We start from the raw sequence: 16,881 nt of genomic DNA, 5'->3' as shown, positions 1-16,881 counted from the left end.
ACGACCCGGGCCGCCACGGTGCTGGCGAACGCCGCCCTGGTGTTCACCGACCCCGACGTGCCTGAGCCGGTGCTGGCCCTGATCGGCAAAGACCTGCCGCCGGTTTCCGGCCCGGCTCCGGCGGAGCCGGCCGCCTCCACCGGCGACGGCGGATCCGAGCCGACCAAGACGCAGCCGGCGGTGATCTCCGGTGGTCCCGACATTCGCCCGGCCCTGGGTGATCCCGCCGAGGTGGCCAAGACGCTGACCACCGAGGCCCGCACGGGGGTGGACGTGGTGCGCCTGGTGGCCGGCGACCCGCTGACGGTCGACGCGGTCATCACCGAGGTGAACGCCGTCGCGCGCAGCCACCTGCACATCGAGATCGTGCCGGGGCTGGCCCCCAGCGATGCCGTGCCGACGTATGCGGGGCTGCCGCTGGGCTCGTCGCACACCGTGGCCGACGTGCGCGACCCACAAGTGGATTGGGAGGCGCTGGCCGCCGCGCCCGGTCCGCTGATCCTGCAGGCAACGTCGTCGCATCTGGCCGACGCGGCACGCACCCTGATCGAGCACGAGCTCGCCGAGAACACCCCGTGCGTGGTGACCGCACACGGCACCACCTGCCAGCAGCGTTCGATCGAGACCACGCTGCACGGCCTGACCGACTCGGCGGTGCTGGGCGGCACCGACCCCGCCGGTCCGCTGACCGGACCGCTGGTGGTGACCATCGGCAAGACGGTGGCCAGCCGGGCGAAGCTGAACTGGTGGGAGAGCCGCGCGCTGTACGGCTGGACCGTGCTGGTGCCGCGCACCAAGGACCAGGCCGGCGAGATGAGCGAACGCCTGACGTCCTACGGCGCGCTGCCCATCGAGGTGCCGACCATTGCCGTCGAGCCGCCGCGCAGCCCCGCTCAGATGGAGAGGGCCGTCAAGGGATTGGTCGACGGCCGCTTCCAGTGGGTGGTGTTCACCTCCACCAACGCGGTGCGCGCGGTGTGGGAGAAGTTCGGCGAGTTCGGTCTGGACGCGCGCGCGTTCTCCGGAGTGAAGATCGCGTGTGTGGGCGAATCGACCGCCGACCGGGTGCGCGCGTTCGGGATCAGCCCGGAGCTGGTGCCGGCCGGTGAGCAGTCCTCGCTGGGCCTGCTCGACGACTTCCCGCCCTACGACAGCATTTTCGACCCGGTCAACCGGGTCCTGCTGCCGCGTGCGGACATCGCCACCGAGACGCTGGCCGAGGGTCTGCGCGAACGTGGTTGGGAGATCGAGGATGTCACCGCCTACCGGACGGTGCGGGCCGCCCCGCCACCGGCGGAGACGCGAGAGATGATCAAGACCGGTGGCTTCGACGCCGTGTGCTTCACGTCCAGCTCCACGGTGCGCAACCTGGTCGGCATCGCCGGCAAGCCGCACGCCCGGACGATCATCGCCTGCATCGGTCCCAAAACCGCAGAGACCGCAGCCGAATTCGGTCTGCGGGTGGATGTCCAGCCCGAGACCGCCGCGGTTGGTCCGCTGGTCGACGCGCTGGCCGAACACGCCGCGCGGTTGCGCGCCGAGGGTGCGCTGCCGCCGCCGCGCAAAAAGAGCCGCAGGCGCTAGTGGCGATCGCAAGCGCGCTGGAGCGCGCGCAGCGGGTCGCCACTCAACGAGCATGAGTGCCTACCCGCGGCAGCGCCCGCGTCGGCTTCGCACCACCCCGGCTTTGCGCCGTCTGGTGGCGCAAACCTCCTTGGAGCCAAGGCATTTGGTGCTGCCGATGTTCGTCGCCGACGGCATCGACGAACCCCGGCCGATCACGTCCATGCCGGGCGTGGTGCAGCACACCCGTGATTCGTTGCGCAGCGCGGCCGCCAGCGCGGTCGCCGCCGGGGTGGGCGGGTTGATGCTGTTCGGCGTGCCCCGTGACGCGGACAAGGATTCGATCGGTTCGGCCGGGACCGACGCCGACGGGATCCTCAACGTTGCGCTGCGAGACCTGGCCAAGGACCTCGGCGAGGCCACCGTGCTGATGGCCGACACCTGTTTGGATGAGTTCACCGACCACGGCCACTGCGGCGTCCTGGACGGCCGGGGCCGGGTCGACAACGACGCCACCGTGGCCCGGTACGTGGAACTCGCTGTGGCGCAAGCCGAATCGGGCGCTCAGGTGGTGGGGCCGAGCGGCATGATGGATGGACAGGTGGGCGCGATCCGCGACGGGTTGGACGCCGCGGGCTTCACCGACGTGGCGATCCTGGCCTACGCCGCCAAATTCGCCTCGGTGTTCTACGGCCCGTTTCGTGAGGCGGTCAGCTCGAGTCTGTCCGGCGACCGGCGCACCTATCAGCAGGAGGCGGGCAACGCCCGCGAGGCGCTGCGCGAGATCGCGCTCGATCTCGACGAGGGTGCCGACATCGTGATGATCAAACCGGCGATGAGTTATCTCGACGTGGTCGCGGCCGCGGCGGATGTCTCGCCCGTTCCCGTCGCCGCCTATCAGGTGTCGGGGGAGTACGCGATGATCTGCGCTGCCGCCGCGAACAATTGGATCGACGAGCGCGCCGCGGCGCTGGAGTCGCTGACCAGCATCCGGCGCGCCGGGGCCGATATCGTTCTCACCTATTGGGCCGCCGATGCGGCAGGGTGGCTTTCGTGAGATGGGGCTTGCGATGACGACCGGCGGCGACACCGCACCCAAGCCGTTGTTCTACGAACCCGGTGCGAGCTGGTGGTGGTTGGCGTGCGGCCCGCTCGCGGCGGTGGCGATGATCCTGATCGAAATCTGGAGCGGTGCCCCGGTGTCGCTGGTGGTCCCCGCGATCTTCCTGGTGCTCGTGTCGGCGTTCCTGGGGATACAGGTGAAGGCCGCCCGGATCCACGTCTCGGTCGAGCTCACCGAGGACGCGCTGCGCCAGGGCACCGAAACGATTCTGGTGCGCGAGATCGTCAAGGTGTATCCCGAGCCCGAAAATCACGAGGCCTCCGGGAAGGACCTGGCGCGCTGGCAGTCGGCCCGGGCCCTGGGCGAACTGGTCGGGGTGCCGCGCGGACGCGTCGGCATCGGCCTCAAGCTCACCAATGACCGCACCGCCCAGGCCTGGGCGCGTCGGCATCGTCAGCTGCGGGCCGCGCTGACCCCACTGGTGCAGGAGCGGGTGGAGCCGACCCGCTCCGATGCCGTCGACCGGGAGTGGGACGACGACACCGGGGCGGCGCAATGAACTCCCGCTATCGCGCGATCCTCGAGCTCGGCCTGGCCGGCGCCGCGTTCGTCTGCTCGGGGTTGTCCTGGTGGCACTCGCATCACACCGTGTCGGTGGCGCCGATCGCGGACGGTCAACCCTCCACCACGTCGGTGATCTATGACCCGCAGCTGCTGCTGCTCACGCTGGTGCTGTTGACCACAGCCGGGGTGCTGGCGGTCGTCGGAGGTGCCAGGCTGCGCCGGTTGCGCTCGCGCGCTAAGGCGTCTTCCTGACCAGCGGCAACGCCATCCGGCGGCGCAGCACGATGGCGTCGGCCCGATCCTGCAGCGCCTCGTGAACCGAGCGCATGATCGGGAAGCTGGCGTCATGACCGGTGTCATCTAGCGCCTGGGTCACCGCTGAGCTGGCGACGAGGGTCCAGTCCACCCCGGCGGCGCGACAATCGGCGTCAAACGCGTACAGCAGCGAGATGCCGGCCTCAGCAAATTCACTGACGTCCGCCACGTCGAGCACCACGGGGTTTTCTCCCAGCGTGAACCGCGCGATGTGGTCACTGAGGCGGTCGACATTTTCGTCGTCGATTTCGCCGCGAATGTGCACCACGGTCGCCAGGTGGCGGTAGTGCGCCCGGACTTGTGCGCCGTCGCAGTCAAATACGCAGTTGTCGTGGCCGGTCTGGTTGCCTGCGATCGTCATGCAGACCCCTCACTCTCCGTGGCGCTCGCGCGGTCTTCGGAGGGCGCCGCCACGCTCACCAAAGTGTGATTCAAACGTTAGGCCGCAAGCCTAAGGGGATCGGAAGCCGTGTCTAACGCTTTGCTAAGAAGCGAATGCGGCCCCATTGCGACCGAGGGCTGAGCAAACGCCCAGCGGGTCATCGGGCCCATGGATTACCCCGGAACCCGGTTTGCCACACCACAACCGTCCACCCGTGCCGACGATTGCGCTGCTAGGCTGCCAAGGCTGCCGGTTCTAGTCGGGGGGCTTGTGAAAAGGCGAGATTTCCCGCTCGGCCGAAGTAGCGCGAAACGGAACGGCCACGATTCGGACGGGAAGAGCAGCGTGCGGGGCGGAGAGATCAGGGGCGAGATCACGGCCCTGACGGGGCTCCGCATTGTCGCCGCGCTCTGGGTGGTGCTGTTCCACTTCCGGCCGATGCTCGGCGACGTCTCGTCCGATTTCCGCGACGCCCTTGCCCCGGTGCTCAACTGCGGCGCCCAGGGTGTCGACCTGTTCTTCATCCTCAGCGGGTTCGTGCTGACCTACAACTATCTCGACCGCATGGGCCGGTCCTGGTCGACCCGCGCGACCCTGCATTTCCTGTGGCTGCGGCTGGCCCGGGTATGGCCGGTGTATCTGGTCACCCTGCATCTGGCCGCCCTGTGGGTGATCTTCACCCTGCACGTCGGTCATGTGCCGTCGCCGGACGCGGCGTCGCTCACGGCGATCAGCTACGTGCGCCAAATCCTGTTGGTGCAGTTGTGGTTTGTGCCGTTCTTCGACGACTCGAGTTGGGATGGGCCGGCCTGGTCGATCAGCGCGGAATGGCTGGCTTACGTGCTCTTCGCCGTCATGGTGCTGGTCCTGTTGCGGATGAAACAGGCGACCAGGGCGCGCAGCTTGATGGTCCTGGCCTTCGCGGCGTCGCTGCCGCCGGTGCTGATGTTGCTCGCCAGTGGCCACTTCTACACCCCGTGGAGCTGGCTGCCCCGAATCGTCACCCAGTTCACCGCCGGCGCGCTGGCCTGCGCCGCGGTGCGCAGGCTGCGCCTGACCCATCGCGGCCGCCGCGTCGCCGGATACGTGTCCCTGCTGCTGCTGGCCGCCATGGTGGGCGTGCTGTATTGGTTTGGCGCGCACCCGATATCGGGAGTCGTGGAGAACGACAGCGGTGGCGTCGTCGACGTGTTGTTCGTTCCGCTGGTGATTTCGCTGGCCGTGGGGCTGGGCAGCCTGCCGCGGGTGCTGTCGACCCGAGTGATGGTGTACGGCGGCAAGATCTCGTTCTGCCTGTACATGGTGCACGAGCTGGTGCACACCTCCTGGGGATGGGCCGTGGAGCAATTCGAGCTGCCGACTTTGGATAACCCGTGGAAGTGGAACATCATCGGCCTGCTCGCGATCGCCCTGGGCGCCTCGGTGCTGCTGTATCACGGCGTCGAAGAGCCCGCCCGCCGCTGGATGCGCAAGATGGTCGATGTCAGGGTCGTCAACGCGAGAAGCGATCCCGGCGAGCCAAACAGTAAGCTGCATCCGATCGACCGTCCGCTGGAAGCGGTTTCGGCCCGCGCGGTGTGATGGCCGCCTCAGCGGCCGGCCGCGACTCACGGGGAATACTTGATGAGGACGCGGCGGCACCCGACGATGCCGTTGACAGTGGAGGTGAGAGTGAGTCGTCTGGCCACCTTTCTCATTGGGTTGAGTTTTCTGGCGGGCGTAGGCATCGCATACCCGGTGCAGGTGCGCACCTACGAGACACTGACGCTCGACTTCCGGCTGAATCATGTGGCGGTGGTGGGGGACTCGTATACCACCGGAACCGATGAGGGCGGTCTGGGTTCCAGATCCTGGACGTCGCGCGCCTTCCAGGTGCTCGGGTCACGCGGTTCGCGGATCTCGGGCAGCGTGGCGGCGGAAGGCAGGGCCGGTTATGGCACCCCCGGCGACCACGGCAGCATCTTCGAGGATCTGACGCCCAAGGCGGTGCAGCCCGACGACGCGCTGGTGGTGTTCTTCGGGTCCCGCAACGACCAAGGGGTCGATCCCGGGTATCTGACCGAAAAAACCCACGCCGCTTTGGATCTGGCGCGCCGGCTGGCGCCGGCGGCGCGGCTGCTGGTGATCGGACCGCCGTGGCCGACCGCCGACGTGCCGCCTTCGATGTTTGTGATCCGCGACATTCTCGGCGGCGCGGCCGGGGCGGCGGGGGCAACCTTCATCGACCCGATCGCCGAACACTGGTTCGTCGGCCGGCCCGACCTGATCGGTGCGGACGGCGTGCATCCGAACGACGCGGGGCACCAGTACATGGCGGACAAGATCGTTCCACTGATTCGCACCCAGCTGTCGACCTGACTCAGGCGTGGCGGGCGGCTTCCCGGGCCAGCTGAACCCGCGAGGACACCGCGAGTTTGGCGTACACGTGCGTCAGATGGGTCTGGACGGTGCGCGGGGAGATGAACAGCCGCGCCGCGACGTCTTTGTTGGGCAGTCCTTGGCTGACGAGCCGGATGACGTCGCGCTCGGTGGGAGTCAGGGACTCCCATCCGCTGGCCGGGCGTCCGCGTGCACCGCGGCCGCGCCGCGCGTAGCTAATGGCCTCCTGGGTGGATAGCGCCATGCCTTCGGACCATGCCGATTCAAATGCGCTGTCGCCCAGTGTTTCTCGTGCTTGTGTCACCGAGTCGTCGTAGGCGGCCTGAAACACCTGGAACCGTACCTCGCCATGGCGGCGGCGGATGCCCTCGGCCGCACCGAACAGCCGGGCGGCGTGCTCCGGGCTGGTGTCGGCGGCCAGGGCGGCGAGGCGTTCGAGGGCGCCGGGCAGCTGCAGGTAGCCGCCGGTGCGTTCGGCGGTTTCCAAAGCCTCGTACAGATCGCGTTCGGCCTGCTGCGGTTCGCCTTGCGCGACCGCGACTGCCGCCCGCGCGGTCAGCACCATCACCCGATGACTTCCCGGAACCACGGCGACGGCATCGTCGGCCCAGCGGCGAGCGGCCACGAGGTCACCACAGCCCAAGGCCGCATCGGTCATGGGCGCCAGGCTGCGCACAAACAGCTCCTTGAGCGGAGAGGTCGACTGCCAGGCCGCCTCACACGCATCCCTGGCCGCCGCGACGTCGCCGCTTGCCAACTCGGCGTTGGCCAGCGCCACGTACGCGGTGTCCTCATGGAAACCGCCCATGGCAGCACCGTTGTCCAAGGCTACTTGCGCCGCGGCGCGGCCCGCGGCGGCATCGCCAGTGAACGTCAGCGCCTGTGCCAGCGTCATGAGGCCGAATGTTTCCATCGCGAGATCCTGTGCGGCCCGGGCTTCTTCGACCAGCGCACGCGATACCCGTAGCGCCTGGGCGAACTTGCCCTGCATCGCTAGCGCGCCGGTGAGAAACACCCGGCCGTAGCGCGACATGAAGCTGTCGCCCAACTGGTCCGCGAGGGCACGCCCTTCCTCGCCGGCGGCCTGCGAAGCGACGGGATCACCGCTGACGTTGCCGACGAAGCATTGATAGCAACGCACGTGGTAAAGCGCGGCGTCGTCACCCGCGGCGCGGGCCAGCTCGGCCGCCTCGGCGAAATACGGCTCCGCCAGCGCGGCTTCGTTCATCGCCAGTACGGCGCAGGCCAGTAGGATGCTCACCAACAGTGCGTGGTCGCCCAGTTGACGGGCAGCGGCCAACGCTTCCTCTGCCCGCTGCGGGCTGGTCGGGACGGAGTGCCAGACCGCCAGCAGGTTGGCATCGGCCACCGCGCGTACCCAGATCTCCGGGGCGACAGCGTCATCGCTATAACGCTCGTCGGTGAAGACCGCGTCGAACCCGGCCACACCCTCCCGAAATCGCCCGCGCGTCACCCAAACTCGCTGCAGCGACGAGACGACCTGCAGCGCGAGCCCGAATTCGCCCGCGTCGCAACTCCACGCGTGTGCCGCCCGCAGGTTGTCCATTTCGAGTTCGGCCCACGGCACCAATGGCGTTCCGTCGCCGCGAATCTGCGATTCCAGCGTCACCGCGGTGGCGGTGTAGTGGTCGCGGTGCCGGGTCCGCACCACCTCGGCCTCGCCCGACTCGGCAAGTTTCTCCAGACCGTACTGGCGGACGGTCTCCAGCAGGCGGTAGCGCATGATGCCGTCGATTTCGTCGGTCACGACCAGCGACTTGTCGACGAGCAGCCCGAGCAGATCGATCAGCTGGAAGTGCTCGGCGTCGGTGTCGGCGCCCACGGCGTGCGCGGCGTCCAGGTCGAAACCGCCCATGAACACCGCCAGCCGGCGGAACAGGACGCGTTCCGGTTCGGTGAGCATGGCGTGCGACCAGTCGATGGACGCGCGCAGCGTCTGCTGACGGCGAACCGCGGTGCGCGCACCTCCGGCGAGCAGGCGAAAGTTGTGATGCAAGCCGTCGACGATCTGGCTCAGCGACAGTGTGCGGGTCCGGGCCGCGGCGAGCTCTATCGCCAGCGGCATCCCGTCGAGGCGACGGCAGATCTCGGCAATCGCCGACGAATTAGCCTCGGTGAGAACGAAATCCGGACGGGTACGGCGGGCGCGATCGACGAACAGTTCGACGGCCTCACCTTCCACCGACAGCGACGGCACCCGCCAGGTCAGCTCGCCCACGATGCCGATCGGCTCGCGGCTGGTCGCCAGCACGGTGACCTCGGGTCCCGCCTCCAGCAACGCCACCACCAGCGCCGCGCTGGCGTCCAGCAGGTGCTCGCAATTGTCCAGAATCAGCAACATCTTTCGGTTGGCGACGTAGCGGGACAGGGTCTCCATCGTGGAGCGGCCCGGCTGGTCGGGAAGACCCAACGTGCGTGCCACGGTGACGGGGACCACCAACGGATTGGTCACCGGGGCAAGGTCGATGAACCACGCCCCGCCGGAGAACCCGGCGCCGATCTGGTCGGCGACCTGCACCGCCAACCGGGTCTTGCCGACGCCGCCCGCCCCGGTCAGGGTCACCAACCGGTTTTCCTTCAAAATCTGTGCGATGTCGTCGATTTGGGCGCCGCGGCCGACGAAGCTGGTCAACTGGCTCGGAAGGCGGTTTCCCACAACGTCATTCGCTGTGCGCAGCGGCGGGAAGTCATTGCGCAAACCGGGGTGGCTGAGTTGGAAGACCCGTTCCGGTCGGGGTAGATCCCGCAGTGCGTGCTCGCCCAGGTCCGTCAGCCACGCATCGGCGGGCAACCGGTCGATCACCAACGGTTCGGTCGCGCCGGACAGCACAGTCTGGCCGCCGTGGGCGAGGTCGCGCAGGCGTGCGGTCCGGTTGATGGTGCTTCCCGCGTAGTTACCGGCGTCGCGCAGCTGAATCTCACCGGTGTGCAGCCCCAGGCGGATCCGGATCGGCGGCTGCACCGTTAGCTGAATCTGCAGCGCGCAGGCGACCGCGTCGCTGGCCCGCGCGAACGCCAGCACGAAACTGTCGCCCTCGCCCTGTTCGACCGGCCGCACGCCGCCGTAGCTGGCCACCAGGTCGTTGACCGTCCGGTTGAGCTGCTCGAGCGCGGTCGTCATGGTGTCGGACTGGGTTTCCCACAGCCGCGTCGAGCCTTCGACGTCGGCGAGCAGCAGCGTCACCGTTCCAGTGGGCAGCTCGCTCACGCTCTGCTCGCTCCAATTCAGCAGCGGCATGTCCGCCGGCGGATCAATCCTGATCATGTTAGCCAGCATGCGGGCGCCGCGCGGGGAAAACATCAGCACAATCGCGTACACCGCGGCCGCAACCATGCGGATCTACCGAGAATGGTCCTTTGCTATGGGCGAATCAGTCGTCGGCGTGCCGCTCGTAGTCCCAGCGCTCCAGGCGGTCCTGCACGTGCAGGAATCCGATCCCGGCGAAGGGCGCGGCTAGTGCGATGCAGACCAGCAACAGCGGAGACATGACCCTAAGACCTCCAAAAACCCTTCACTGATCTGACGTCGGTCGACCATGAGAAGTTCATTGCCGTTCACCCGTTCGCCAGGGCACGGTCCGCGAGCGCACCCATAAGCGGTGCCACCAACTGCGCGTACTCGGTTGTCACATGGTTGTCGTCGCGGAAGACCAGCGTGTTGCCGACGACGATCGGGCAGCGGTCAGGGGTGCAGAACATGTCGGTCAGGTCGGCGTAGTGGCCGCCGCTGCGGGCCGTCACCGCCTGCTCGGCGGCGATCCCGCCGCCGTCCACCGCCGCGGCCTTCGTTGGCGTGCAGGCGTTTACGTCGTCGAGGTGGGCGGACAGGCAGGTCGGCGCCGACGAATGCGGGTCGGGTGCGGGCCCGAGCACCAGGACGGTCGCGCCGGTGTCGCGCAGCTGCGCCACGGTGCGCCCGAGGGTGTCGATCCAGGCCGGGTCGTAGGAGGCGAAGCCGAAGTCCCCGCCGTAGCGCCGGCTCATGTCCAGCACGATCAGGCGCGGGTGTTCGGCCCTCATCCGGCTCATGATCTGGGTGCGCCACTGTTCGCATTCGGTGTACTCGCGGCCCAGGTACGGGCTCACGATGCGCAGGTCCTGCAGCGGGCAGGTCACCTTGGCCAGCGTCTCCAGCCGCCAGTGCCGTTGCTCGGCGAGCTGCTCGAACGCGGGATTCCACATGGCGGCGTGCGAGTCGCCGATCAGGGCGACGGTGGTCGGCGAGGCGGTGTCGCCGGTCGCGCACTCGCTTTGTCCGACGTCGCGCCAGGAGCGCACGCAGCCGTTGACGAACACCGCGGCCTTGTCGGCGGACGCCTTGGCCAGCGGCGGGTCCAGGTTCGACGGGACGGCTCGCAGGCCGACGGCCGCGGCGAGCGCCACGCGGGCCTGGTCGAACGCCTGACGAACCGCCGCTTCCTGCGCGCTGACGGCGGGGACGCTGGACGGGGGCGTCGCAATGATGTTGGCGCGGGGAGCGGCGACCCCGTGCCCCACCGGTGCCGGTATCACGTTGAGCAGCAGCATGCATGCGCACGCGGTGGCGGCACTCGCGCCGCCCGCCACCACCAGGCTGACTTTCGCCGAGCGGCGCAGCGCGGCGGCGAAGCGGCCGGGATTCTCGACCAAATGAAGGGTGATGACGGCGAGCCCGGCCGACACGGCCGTCGCGCTCAGCCGGGCAGGCAGCCCCGCGGGCTCACCGAGCAGCGCCGGCATCAGCAGCAGCACCGGCCAGTGCCACAGGTACCAGGAGTAGGAGATCCGGCCGATCGCGCGCATCGCCGGGCGGCATAGCAGGCGGCCGGGCCCGAGCCCCCCGGTGACGGCGCCGCCGCCGATGATCAGCGCGGTGCCCAGCACCGGCAGCAGCGCCTCGGTGCCGGGATAAGGCGTGTGGGAGTTGAGTTGGGTGCAGGTCAGCAGGATCAACGCCAGACCGCCCCACCCGACGATCGACGCCGTTCGCAGCGACAGCCGGCGCCACTGCTGGATCGACAGGGCCACCAGGCCGCCGGCCGCCAGCTCCCAGGCGCGGGTGGGCAGCGAGAAGAACGCCCACGACGGCGAGGTGCGGGTCCACACCGCGCCTGCGGTCAACGACGCCGCGGCCACCGTCGCGAGGATCACCGCGTACGGTGCCGCGCGCGTCGCGTTACCGCGCAGGCGCGGGATGCGCCGCAGCAACCAGGCCGTGGCGATGATGAGCAGCGGCCACACCAGGTAGAACTGCTCCTCCACCCCCAGCGACCAGTAGTGCTGAAACGGTGACGGCGCGTCGGTGGTCAGGTAGTCGGTGCCGCGCAGCGCGAACCGGTAGTTGCCGACGTACAGGGCGCTGGCGACGCCGTCGAGGAACACGCTGCGCGCCTGCAGCGGCGGCAGCACCGCGGCGGCACCGATCGCGGTGATGGTGCCGACGATGGCCGCGGCCGGCAGCAGCCGTCGGGCGCGCGCACCGTAAAACTGGCCCAGCGCAACGGTATTCGTGGTGCTCGCCTCGCGAAACAGCAGCCCGGTGATGAGGAACCCGGAGATGACGAAGAAGACGTCCACACCGATGTAGCCGCCGGTGATTCCGGGGATGCCGGCGTGGTAGAGCACGACGGCGATCACCGCGACGGCGCGCAGTCCCTCGATGTCGGGCCGGAATCCCCTTCGGGCGGTCCGCCGCTCCACCTGTTGTGGGCTGCTGGCGACCGATTGCTCCCGAAGTGTCATCTGCGTGGGCTAGGTCGCCATCCAGGCCAGCTCGCCGGGCAGTTGGCTTCGCCAGTAGGCGATGTCATGGCCGCCCAGCGAGAAGCTGCCCGCCGGTTGGGTTTTCAACTGGTAGACGAATTGCTTTGTGGCGAAGTAGAAGCGGTCGAAGTTGCCGCAGTCCACGCGCAGCGGAATCGAATTCAGTGCCGGCAGGCCGAGCACGCTGTTCTGCACGAAGTCGTCGTTGCTGTCGAACGCCCCGGGGGCGCTGGTCGCATAGGAGGTGTACAGCGCCGGGCTGATTGCGCAGATGCCGGCGGTGCGCGACGGGCCGAGCTTGGCGCCCAGGCGAAGCGCCCCGTAGCCACCCATTGACCACCCCATGAAGCCGACCCGGGAGGTGTCGAAACCCATCGTCGAGAGCATCGGCAGCAGCTCGTCGAGCACCATGGCGCCGGAGTCCTCACCGGAAGTCCTTTTATGCCAATAGGTGTTGCCGCCGTCGACGCCGACCACCGCGAACGGCGGCTTGCCCTCCTTGACCAGCTGGGCCAGCCCGTCCGGGACGCCCATGTCGAGCATCTGGTTCGCATCCCCGTCCACGCCGTGCAGGGCGATCACCGGGCGCAGCATCCCGGTCTGCCCCGGCGGCACCGCGATCACGTAATTGGTCTTGATGCCCCCACGGGCCGCCGAGACGAAAGAACCGGTCAGCTTGGTCGGCAGGGTCTTGCCCGCCGTCGGCGGCTCGAACGGCGCGGGAGCCTGCGGCAACGTCGCGGCGTGCGACGTTCCGGGAGCCAGCAGGGAGCTGAATGCGAGCACGCTGGCGGCTCCGAGGGTGCCACCGGCGCCCATCCGGAGCACCGCTCGGCGTGTGAGGTCAGGCATGATCGCAATAATGCCGCGCTGACCGGGGATTACCCGCCGAGCCACGCCGTATTGGAAGCATTGTGTGATCCGGTGTGACCATTCGGTCACGCAGCGGTGATCTTTTCCCGCGTCGGGCAGTCACCGGCCAGGGCGATGGTGGCGCCGGGTTGCGGCATCGCGCGGAAGATCGTAGTCATCGTAGCGCCGTTATCGCCGGATGCCGCCGCCCGAATCATTGCGATCGTATTGCCTTCCGGGACAGCGCAGATGCGGTGCGCGGGTGCCGTCCGTCCGGCGCCCGGACGTCCCCGCTCGGCGCTCGCCGCCGCGGGTTGCCGTGGTGACGGCGGCGCCCGGACGGGGATGCAATCTCGCAGGTTTCAACCCTCGCCCCTCGGCGGTGACTTCAGCAGGATGGACGGTTGCTGCACAGGGCCCACAGCGGAGCGAAAGAGGATTGTGAATTGAGTCTCGCGTTTCATTGGTTTCTGCCGACCTACGGCGATTCGCGGAATCTGGTCGCGGGCGGGCACGGCACGTCGATGTCGGGCAATCGGCCCGCGACACTGAAGTACCTGCACCAGATTTGTACGGCCGCCGAAGACAACGGTTTCGAGGCGGTCCTCACGCCGACGGGATTGTGGTGTGAGGACGCGTGGTTGACGACGGCGATGCTGGTCGAATCGACCGAGACCCTGAAGTTCCTGGTCGCGTTCCGTCCCGGCATGCTCAGTCCCACCCTGGCCGCCCAGATGGCCGGGACGTTCCAGCGGCACTCGGACGGACGGCTGCTGCTCAATGTCGTCACCGGCGGTGAACCGCACGAGCAGCGCGCCTATGGCGACTTCCTGGACAAGGAGGCGCGGTATGCCCGCACCGCCGAGTTCTTGCACGTGGTGCGGCAGCTGTGGACCTCGAACGAGCCGGTGACCTTCGCCGGGGAGCACATTCAGGTCGAGGGTGCCCAACTGAACAACCCGCCCGACCCGATACCGGCGGTGTTCTTCGGTGGATCGTCGGCATCGGCCGGACCGGTGGCGGCCAAGCTCACCGACGTGTACCTCACCTGGGGCGAACCGCTGACCGCGGTCGCCAAGAAGCTGGACTGGATCCGCGGGCTGGCCGTCGACGCCGGCCGAATCCTGCAGTACGGCTTGCGGATTCACGTGATCAGCCGTGATACCTCCGCCGAGGCCTGGGCGGAGGCCGATCGGTTGCTGTCCGCGATCGATCCCGCCGACATCGAGCGGGTGCAGAGCAGCCTGGCGCGCAGCGAATCCGAGGGCCAGCGCCGCATGCTGGACCTGCACGGCGGCGACAGCAGCAAGTTGCTGGTCGCGCCCAACCTGTGGGCCGGGGTGGGCCTGGTCCGCGGGGGAGCGGGCACCGCGCTGGTCGGCTCGCACGCCGAGGTCGCCGAGCGGCTGGCCGAATACGCCAAACTGGGCATCTCCCACTTCATCTTGTCGGGATATCCGCATCTGGAAGAGGCCTACTGGTTCGGCGAGGGCGTGCTGCCGATCCTGGAGCGGATGGGGTTGTGGCGCCACCCCAACCGCCAGTCGCATCCGGCCGCGGGTACGCCGTTCGCGGTCGCCTCGGCGCACTAAGGGGTCATGGCAGCCACCCTGCCCGCGTCCGCACCCGCCGGCCGGGCTCCCGACACGGTAGACGAATCCGCCGCGCAGCGGCGCCGGCGGCTGCGCATCGTGGTCGCGGCGAGCCTGCTGGGCACCACGGTCGAGTGGTACGACTTCTTCCTGTACGCCACCGCGGCGGGCCTGGTGTTCAACAAGGTGTTCTTTCCCAACGAGAGTTCCTTGGTGGGAACGCTTTTGGCGTTCGCGACCTTCGCCGTCGGGTTCGTCATGCGGCCCATCGGCGGGCTGGTGTTCGGCCACATCGGCGATCGCATCGGCCGCAAGCGCAGCCTGGCGTTGACCATGCTGATCATGGGCGGCGCGACGGCACTGATCGGGGCATTGCCGACGGCCGCCCAGATCGGCGCGTGGGCGCCGGTGCTGCTGCTGGCACTGCGGGTGCTGCAGGGTTTCGCGCTCGGCGGTGAGTGGGGCGGGGCCGTGCTGCTGGCCGTCGAACACAGCCCCGGCGACCGGCGCGGCCGCTACGGCGCGATCCCGCAGGTGGGGTTGGCCCTGGGTCTGGCCCTGGGCACCGGCGTGTTCGCCTTCCTGCAGGTCGCCTTGGGCCAGACGCGGTTTCTGTCCTACGGCTGGCGCATCGGCTTCCTGCTGAGCGTGCTGCTGGTGGCGATCGGCGTGGTGGTGCGGCTGCGGGTCGAAGAGACCCCGGCGTTTCGTGAGCTGGGCGAGCTCGAGGCCGCGTCGACCGCGCCCATCCGCGACATCGTCCGCGAACCCCGGTCCCGGCGAAACACCTTGCTGGGGCTGCTGTCTCGCTGGGCGGAAGGTTCGGCCTTCAACACCTGGGGGGTTTTCGCGATCAGCTACGCCACCGGCGCCCTGGGCTTCAACAAGGTCTCGGTGCTGGTGGTGGTGACCATCGCCGCCCTGCTGATGGCGGTGCTGCTGCCCGTCTCGGGCGCATTGACCGACCGCTACGGCGCCCGACGGGTGTACCTGGTCGGGGTGGCCCTCTACGGCCTGGCGGCCTTCCCGGCGTTCGCCTTGTTCGGCACCAGGAACCTGGTGTGGTTCGGGCTGGCGATGGTCCTCGTGTTCGGCGTCGTGCATGCGCTGTTCTACGGCGCCCAGGGCACCTTGTATTCGTCGCTGTATCCGACCGGCACCCGCTACACCGGTTTGTCGTTCGTCTACCAGTTCTCGGGCGTGTACGCGTCGGGGGTGACGCCGATGATTCTCACGTCGCTGATCGCGGCCGTCGGTGGCGCGCCATGGCTGGCCTGCGGGTATCTGGTTGCCACCGCGGTGATCAGCGTGATCGCCACGGCCCTGATCCGCGATCGCGACCTGTACCTGTAAGTCGTTGTTGCTGCGGGCCGCAAAGCCCGCTAGCGTCCGGGCATGGCCAGCAATCCGCAACTGCGCCAAGGGCTGTCGCAGCGGCAGCTCAGCATGATCGCGCTCGGCGGCGTGATCGGCGCCGGCTTGTTCGTCGGGTCCGGGGTGGTGATCAAAAACACCGGTCCTGCCGCGTTTCTCACCTACGCGCTTTGCGGTGTGCTCATCGTGTTGGTGATGCGGATGCTCGGTGAGATGGCGGCCGCGAACCCCTCGACCGGATCGTTCGCCGACTACGCGGCCAAGGCCCTGGGCGGCTGGGCGGGCTTCTCGGTCGCGTGGCTGTATTGGTACTTCTGGGTGATCGTGGTGGGTTTCGAGGCGGTCGCCGGCGGCAAGGTGCTCAACTACTGGTTCCACGCACCGCTCTGGCTGCTGTCGCTGTGCCTGATGGTGTTGATGACGGCGACCAACCTGTTCTCGGTGTCGTCGTTCGGTGAATTCGAATTCTGGTTCGCCGGAATCAAAGTCGCGACCATCGTGATCTTCCTCGTGGTGGGAACGGTGTATGTCGCAGGGCTGGTGCCGGGCCATCACGGTGGTCTAGCCAATCTGGGATCGCACGGCGGGTTCTTTCCCCACGGCGTGGGTGCGGTGTTCGCCGCCATCGTGGTGGTGATCTTCTCCATGGTGGGCGCCGAGATCGTCACCGTCGCCGCCGCGGAAAGCCGCGACCCCGAGCTCGCGGTGCAAAAGGCGACCCGCTCGGTGGTGGCCCGCATCGGGATCTTCTTCGTCGGTTCGGTCTTCCTGCTCGTGGTGCTGTTGCCCTGGGACTCCGTGGAACTCGGCGCCTCGCCGTACGTGGCCGCGCTCAAACACATGGGGCTGGGCGGCGCCGATCAGGTGATGAACGCGGTGGTGCTGACCGCGGTGCTGTCCTGCCTGAACTCCGGTCTCTACACCGCGTCGCGCATGTTGTTCGTGCTCGCCGAGCGGGGCGAGGCGCCGACGCGGTTGGTCAGGCTGAGCGGACGCGGCGTCCCCCACATCGCGATCCTGTGCTCGTCGGCGGT

General features: G+C 68.5%; 13 protein-coding genes. 9 read left to right on the top strand and 4 right to left on the bottom strand.

The features are described 5' to 3' along the window. The 4 genes from A5659_RS15490 to A5659_RS15475 form a co-directional block, all read left to right on the top strand. The coding region (locus A5659_RS15490; protein ID WP_082976073.1) for a uroporphyrinogen-III synthase at positions 1–1,584 on the top strand (1,584 nt) is incomplete at its 5' end. Between the two features lie 52 nt (positions 1,585–1,636). Next, complete coding sequence (hemB, locus tag A5659_RS15485) at positions 1,637–2,620, top strand: porphobilinogen synthase (protein WP_082976072.1); 984 nt, start codon at positions 1,637–1,639, stop codon at positions 2,618–2,620. A gap of 13 nt (positions 2,621–2,633) precedes the next feature. Continuing rightward, positions 2,634–3,185, top strand: coding sequence for a DUF3093 family protein (locus A5659_RS15480; RefSeq protein ID WP_066868617.1), 552 nt, complete (start codon positions 2,634–2,636; stop codon positions 3,183–3,185). Beyond that, positions 3,182–3,442, top strand: a complete 261-nt coding sequence (locus A5659_RS15475) for a hypothetical protein (RefSeq protein WP_066881510.1) — start codon at positions 3,182–3,184, stop codon at positions 3,440–3,442. Before A5659_RS15480 ends, A5659_RS15475 begins: the two co-directional genes overlap by 4 nt. Here A5659_RS15475 and A5659_RS15470 read toward each other — a convergent pair. Beyond that, positions 3,426–3,866 (bottom strand): STAS domain-containing protein, encoded by a 441-nt coding sequence (locus A5659_RS15470; protein WP_066881512.1) that lies wholly within the window; start codon positions 3,864–3,866, stop codon positions 3,426–3,428. The two genes, A5659_RS15475 and A5659_RS15470, sit on opposite strands and share 17 nt — an antisense overlap. 366 nt (positions 3,867–4,232) lie before the next feature. Here A5659_RS15470 and A5659_RS15465 point away from each other — a divergent pair, with 366 nt between their 5' ends. Beyond that, a complete protein-coding gene (locus A5659_RS15465) occupies positions 4,233–5,468 on the top strand; it encodes an acyltransferase (RefSeq protein WP_067142060.1) in 1,236 nt (411 codons plus the stop codon). Between the two features lie 90 nt (positions 5,469–5,558). Beyond that, a complete protein-coding gene (locus A5659_RS15460) occupies positions 5,559–6,245 on the top strand; it encodes a GDSL lipase (RefSeq protein ID WP_066868600.1) in 687 nt (228 codons plus the stop codon). 1 nt (position 6,246) lies between these two features. Here A5659_RS15460 and A5659_RS15455 read toward each other — a convergent pair whose 3' ends face one another. The 3 genes from A5659_RS15455 to A5659_RS15445 form a co-directional block, all read right to left on the bottom strand. Beyond that, positions 6,247–9,564: a LuxR C-terminal-related transcriptional regulator gene (locus tag A5659_RS15455; RefSeq protein WP_067182282.1), complete on the bottom strand. Its 3,318-nt coding sequence runs from the start codon at positions 9,562–9,564 to the stop codon at positions 6,247–6,249. A 278-nt stretch (positions 9,565–9,842) separates the two neighbouring features. Next, positions 9,843–11,966 (bottom strand): acyltransferase family protein, encoded by a 2,124-nt coding sequence (locus A5659_RS15450; protein WP_082976071.1) that lies wholly within the window; start codon positions 11,964–11,966, stop codon positions 9,843–9,845. Between the two features lie 51 nt (positions 11,967–12,017). Further along, the gene (locus A5659_RS15445; protein WP_197498027.1) at positions 12,018–12,881 is read right to left on the bottom strand and encodes an esterase family protein; all 864 of its coding nucleotides are present in this window, start codon (positions 12,879–12,881) and stop codon (positions 12,018–12,020) included. A gap of 446 nt (positions 12,882–13,327) precedes the next feature. On the opposite strand from A5659_RS15445, the gene A5659_RS15440 reads away from it, so the two are divergent. The 3 genes from A5659_RS15440 to A5659_RS15430 all read left to right on the top strand — a co-directional run. Continuing rightward, the gene (locus A5659_RS15440) at positions 13,328–14,473 is read left to right on the top strand and encodes an LLM class flavin-dependent oxidoreductase (protein WP_067182264.1); all 1,146 of its coding nucleotides are present in this window, start codon (positions 13,328–13,330) and stop codon (positions 14,471–14,473) included. Between the two features lie 6 nt (positions 14,474–14,479). Continuing rightward, entirely contained in the window at positions 14,480–15,826 is a 1,347-nt protein-coding gene (locus tag A5659_RS15435; RefSeq protein WP_066868593.1) for an MFS transporter, read from the top strand. A gap of 42 nt (positions 15,827–15,868) precedes the next feature. Then, positions 15,869–16,881: amino acid permease (locus tag A5659_RS15430; protein WP_066868592.1), on the top strand; the 1,013-nt coding region annotated here is incomplete at its 3' end.

Source organism: Mycobacterium sp. 1165196.3 (genome assembly GCF_001673415.1).
GTDB lineage: Bacteria > Actinomycetota > Actinomycetes > Mycobacteriales > Mycobacteriaceae > Mycobacterium > Mycobacterium europaeum_A.
Note: the sequence above shows the minus strand (reverse complement) of the source record. Positions and strands in the feature narration are given on the sequence as shown.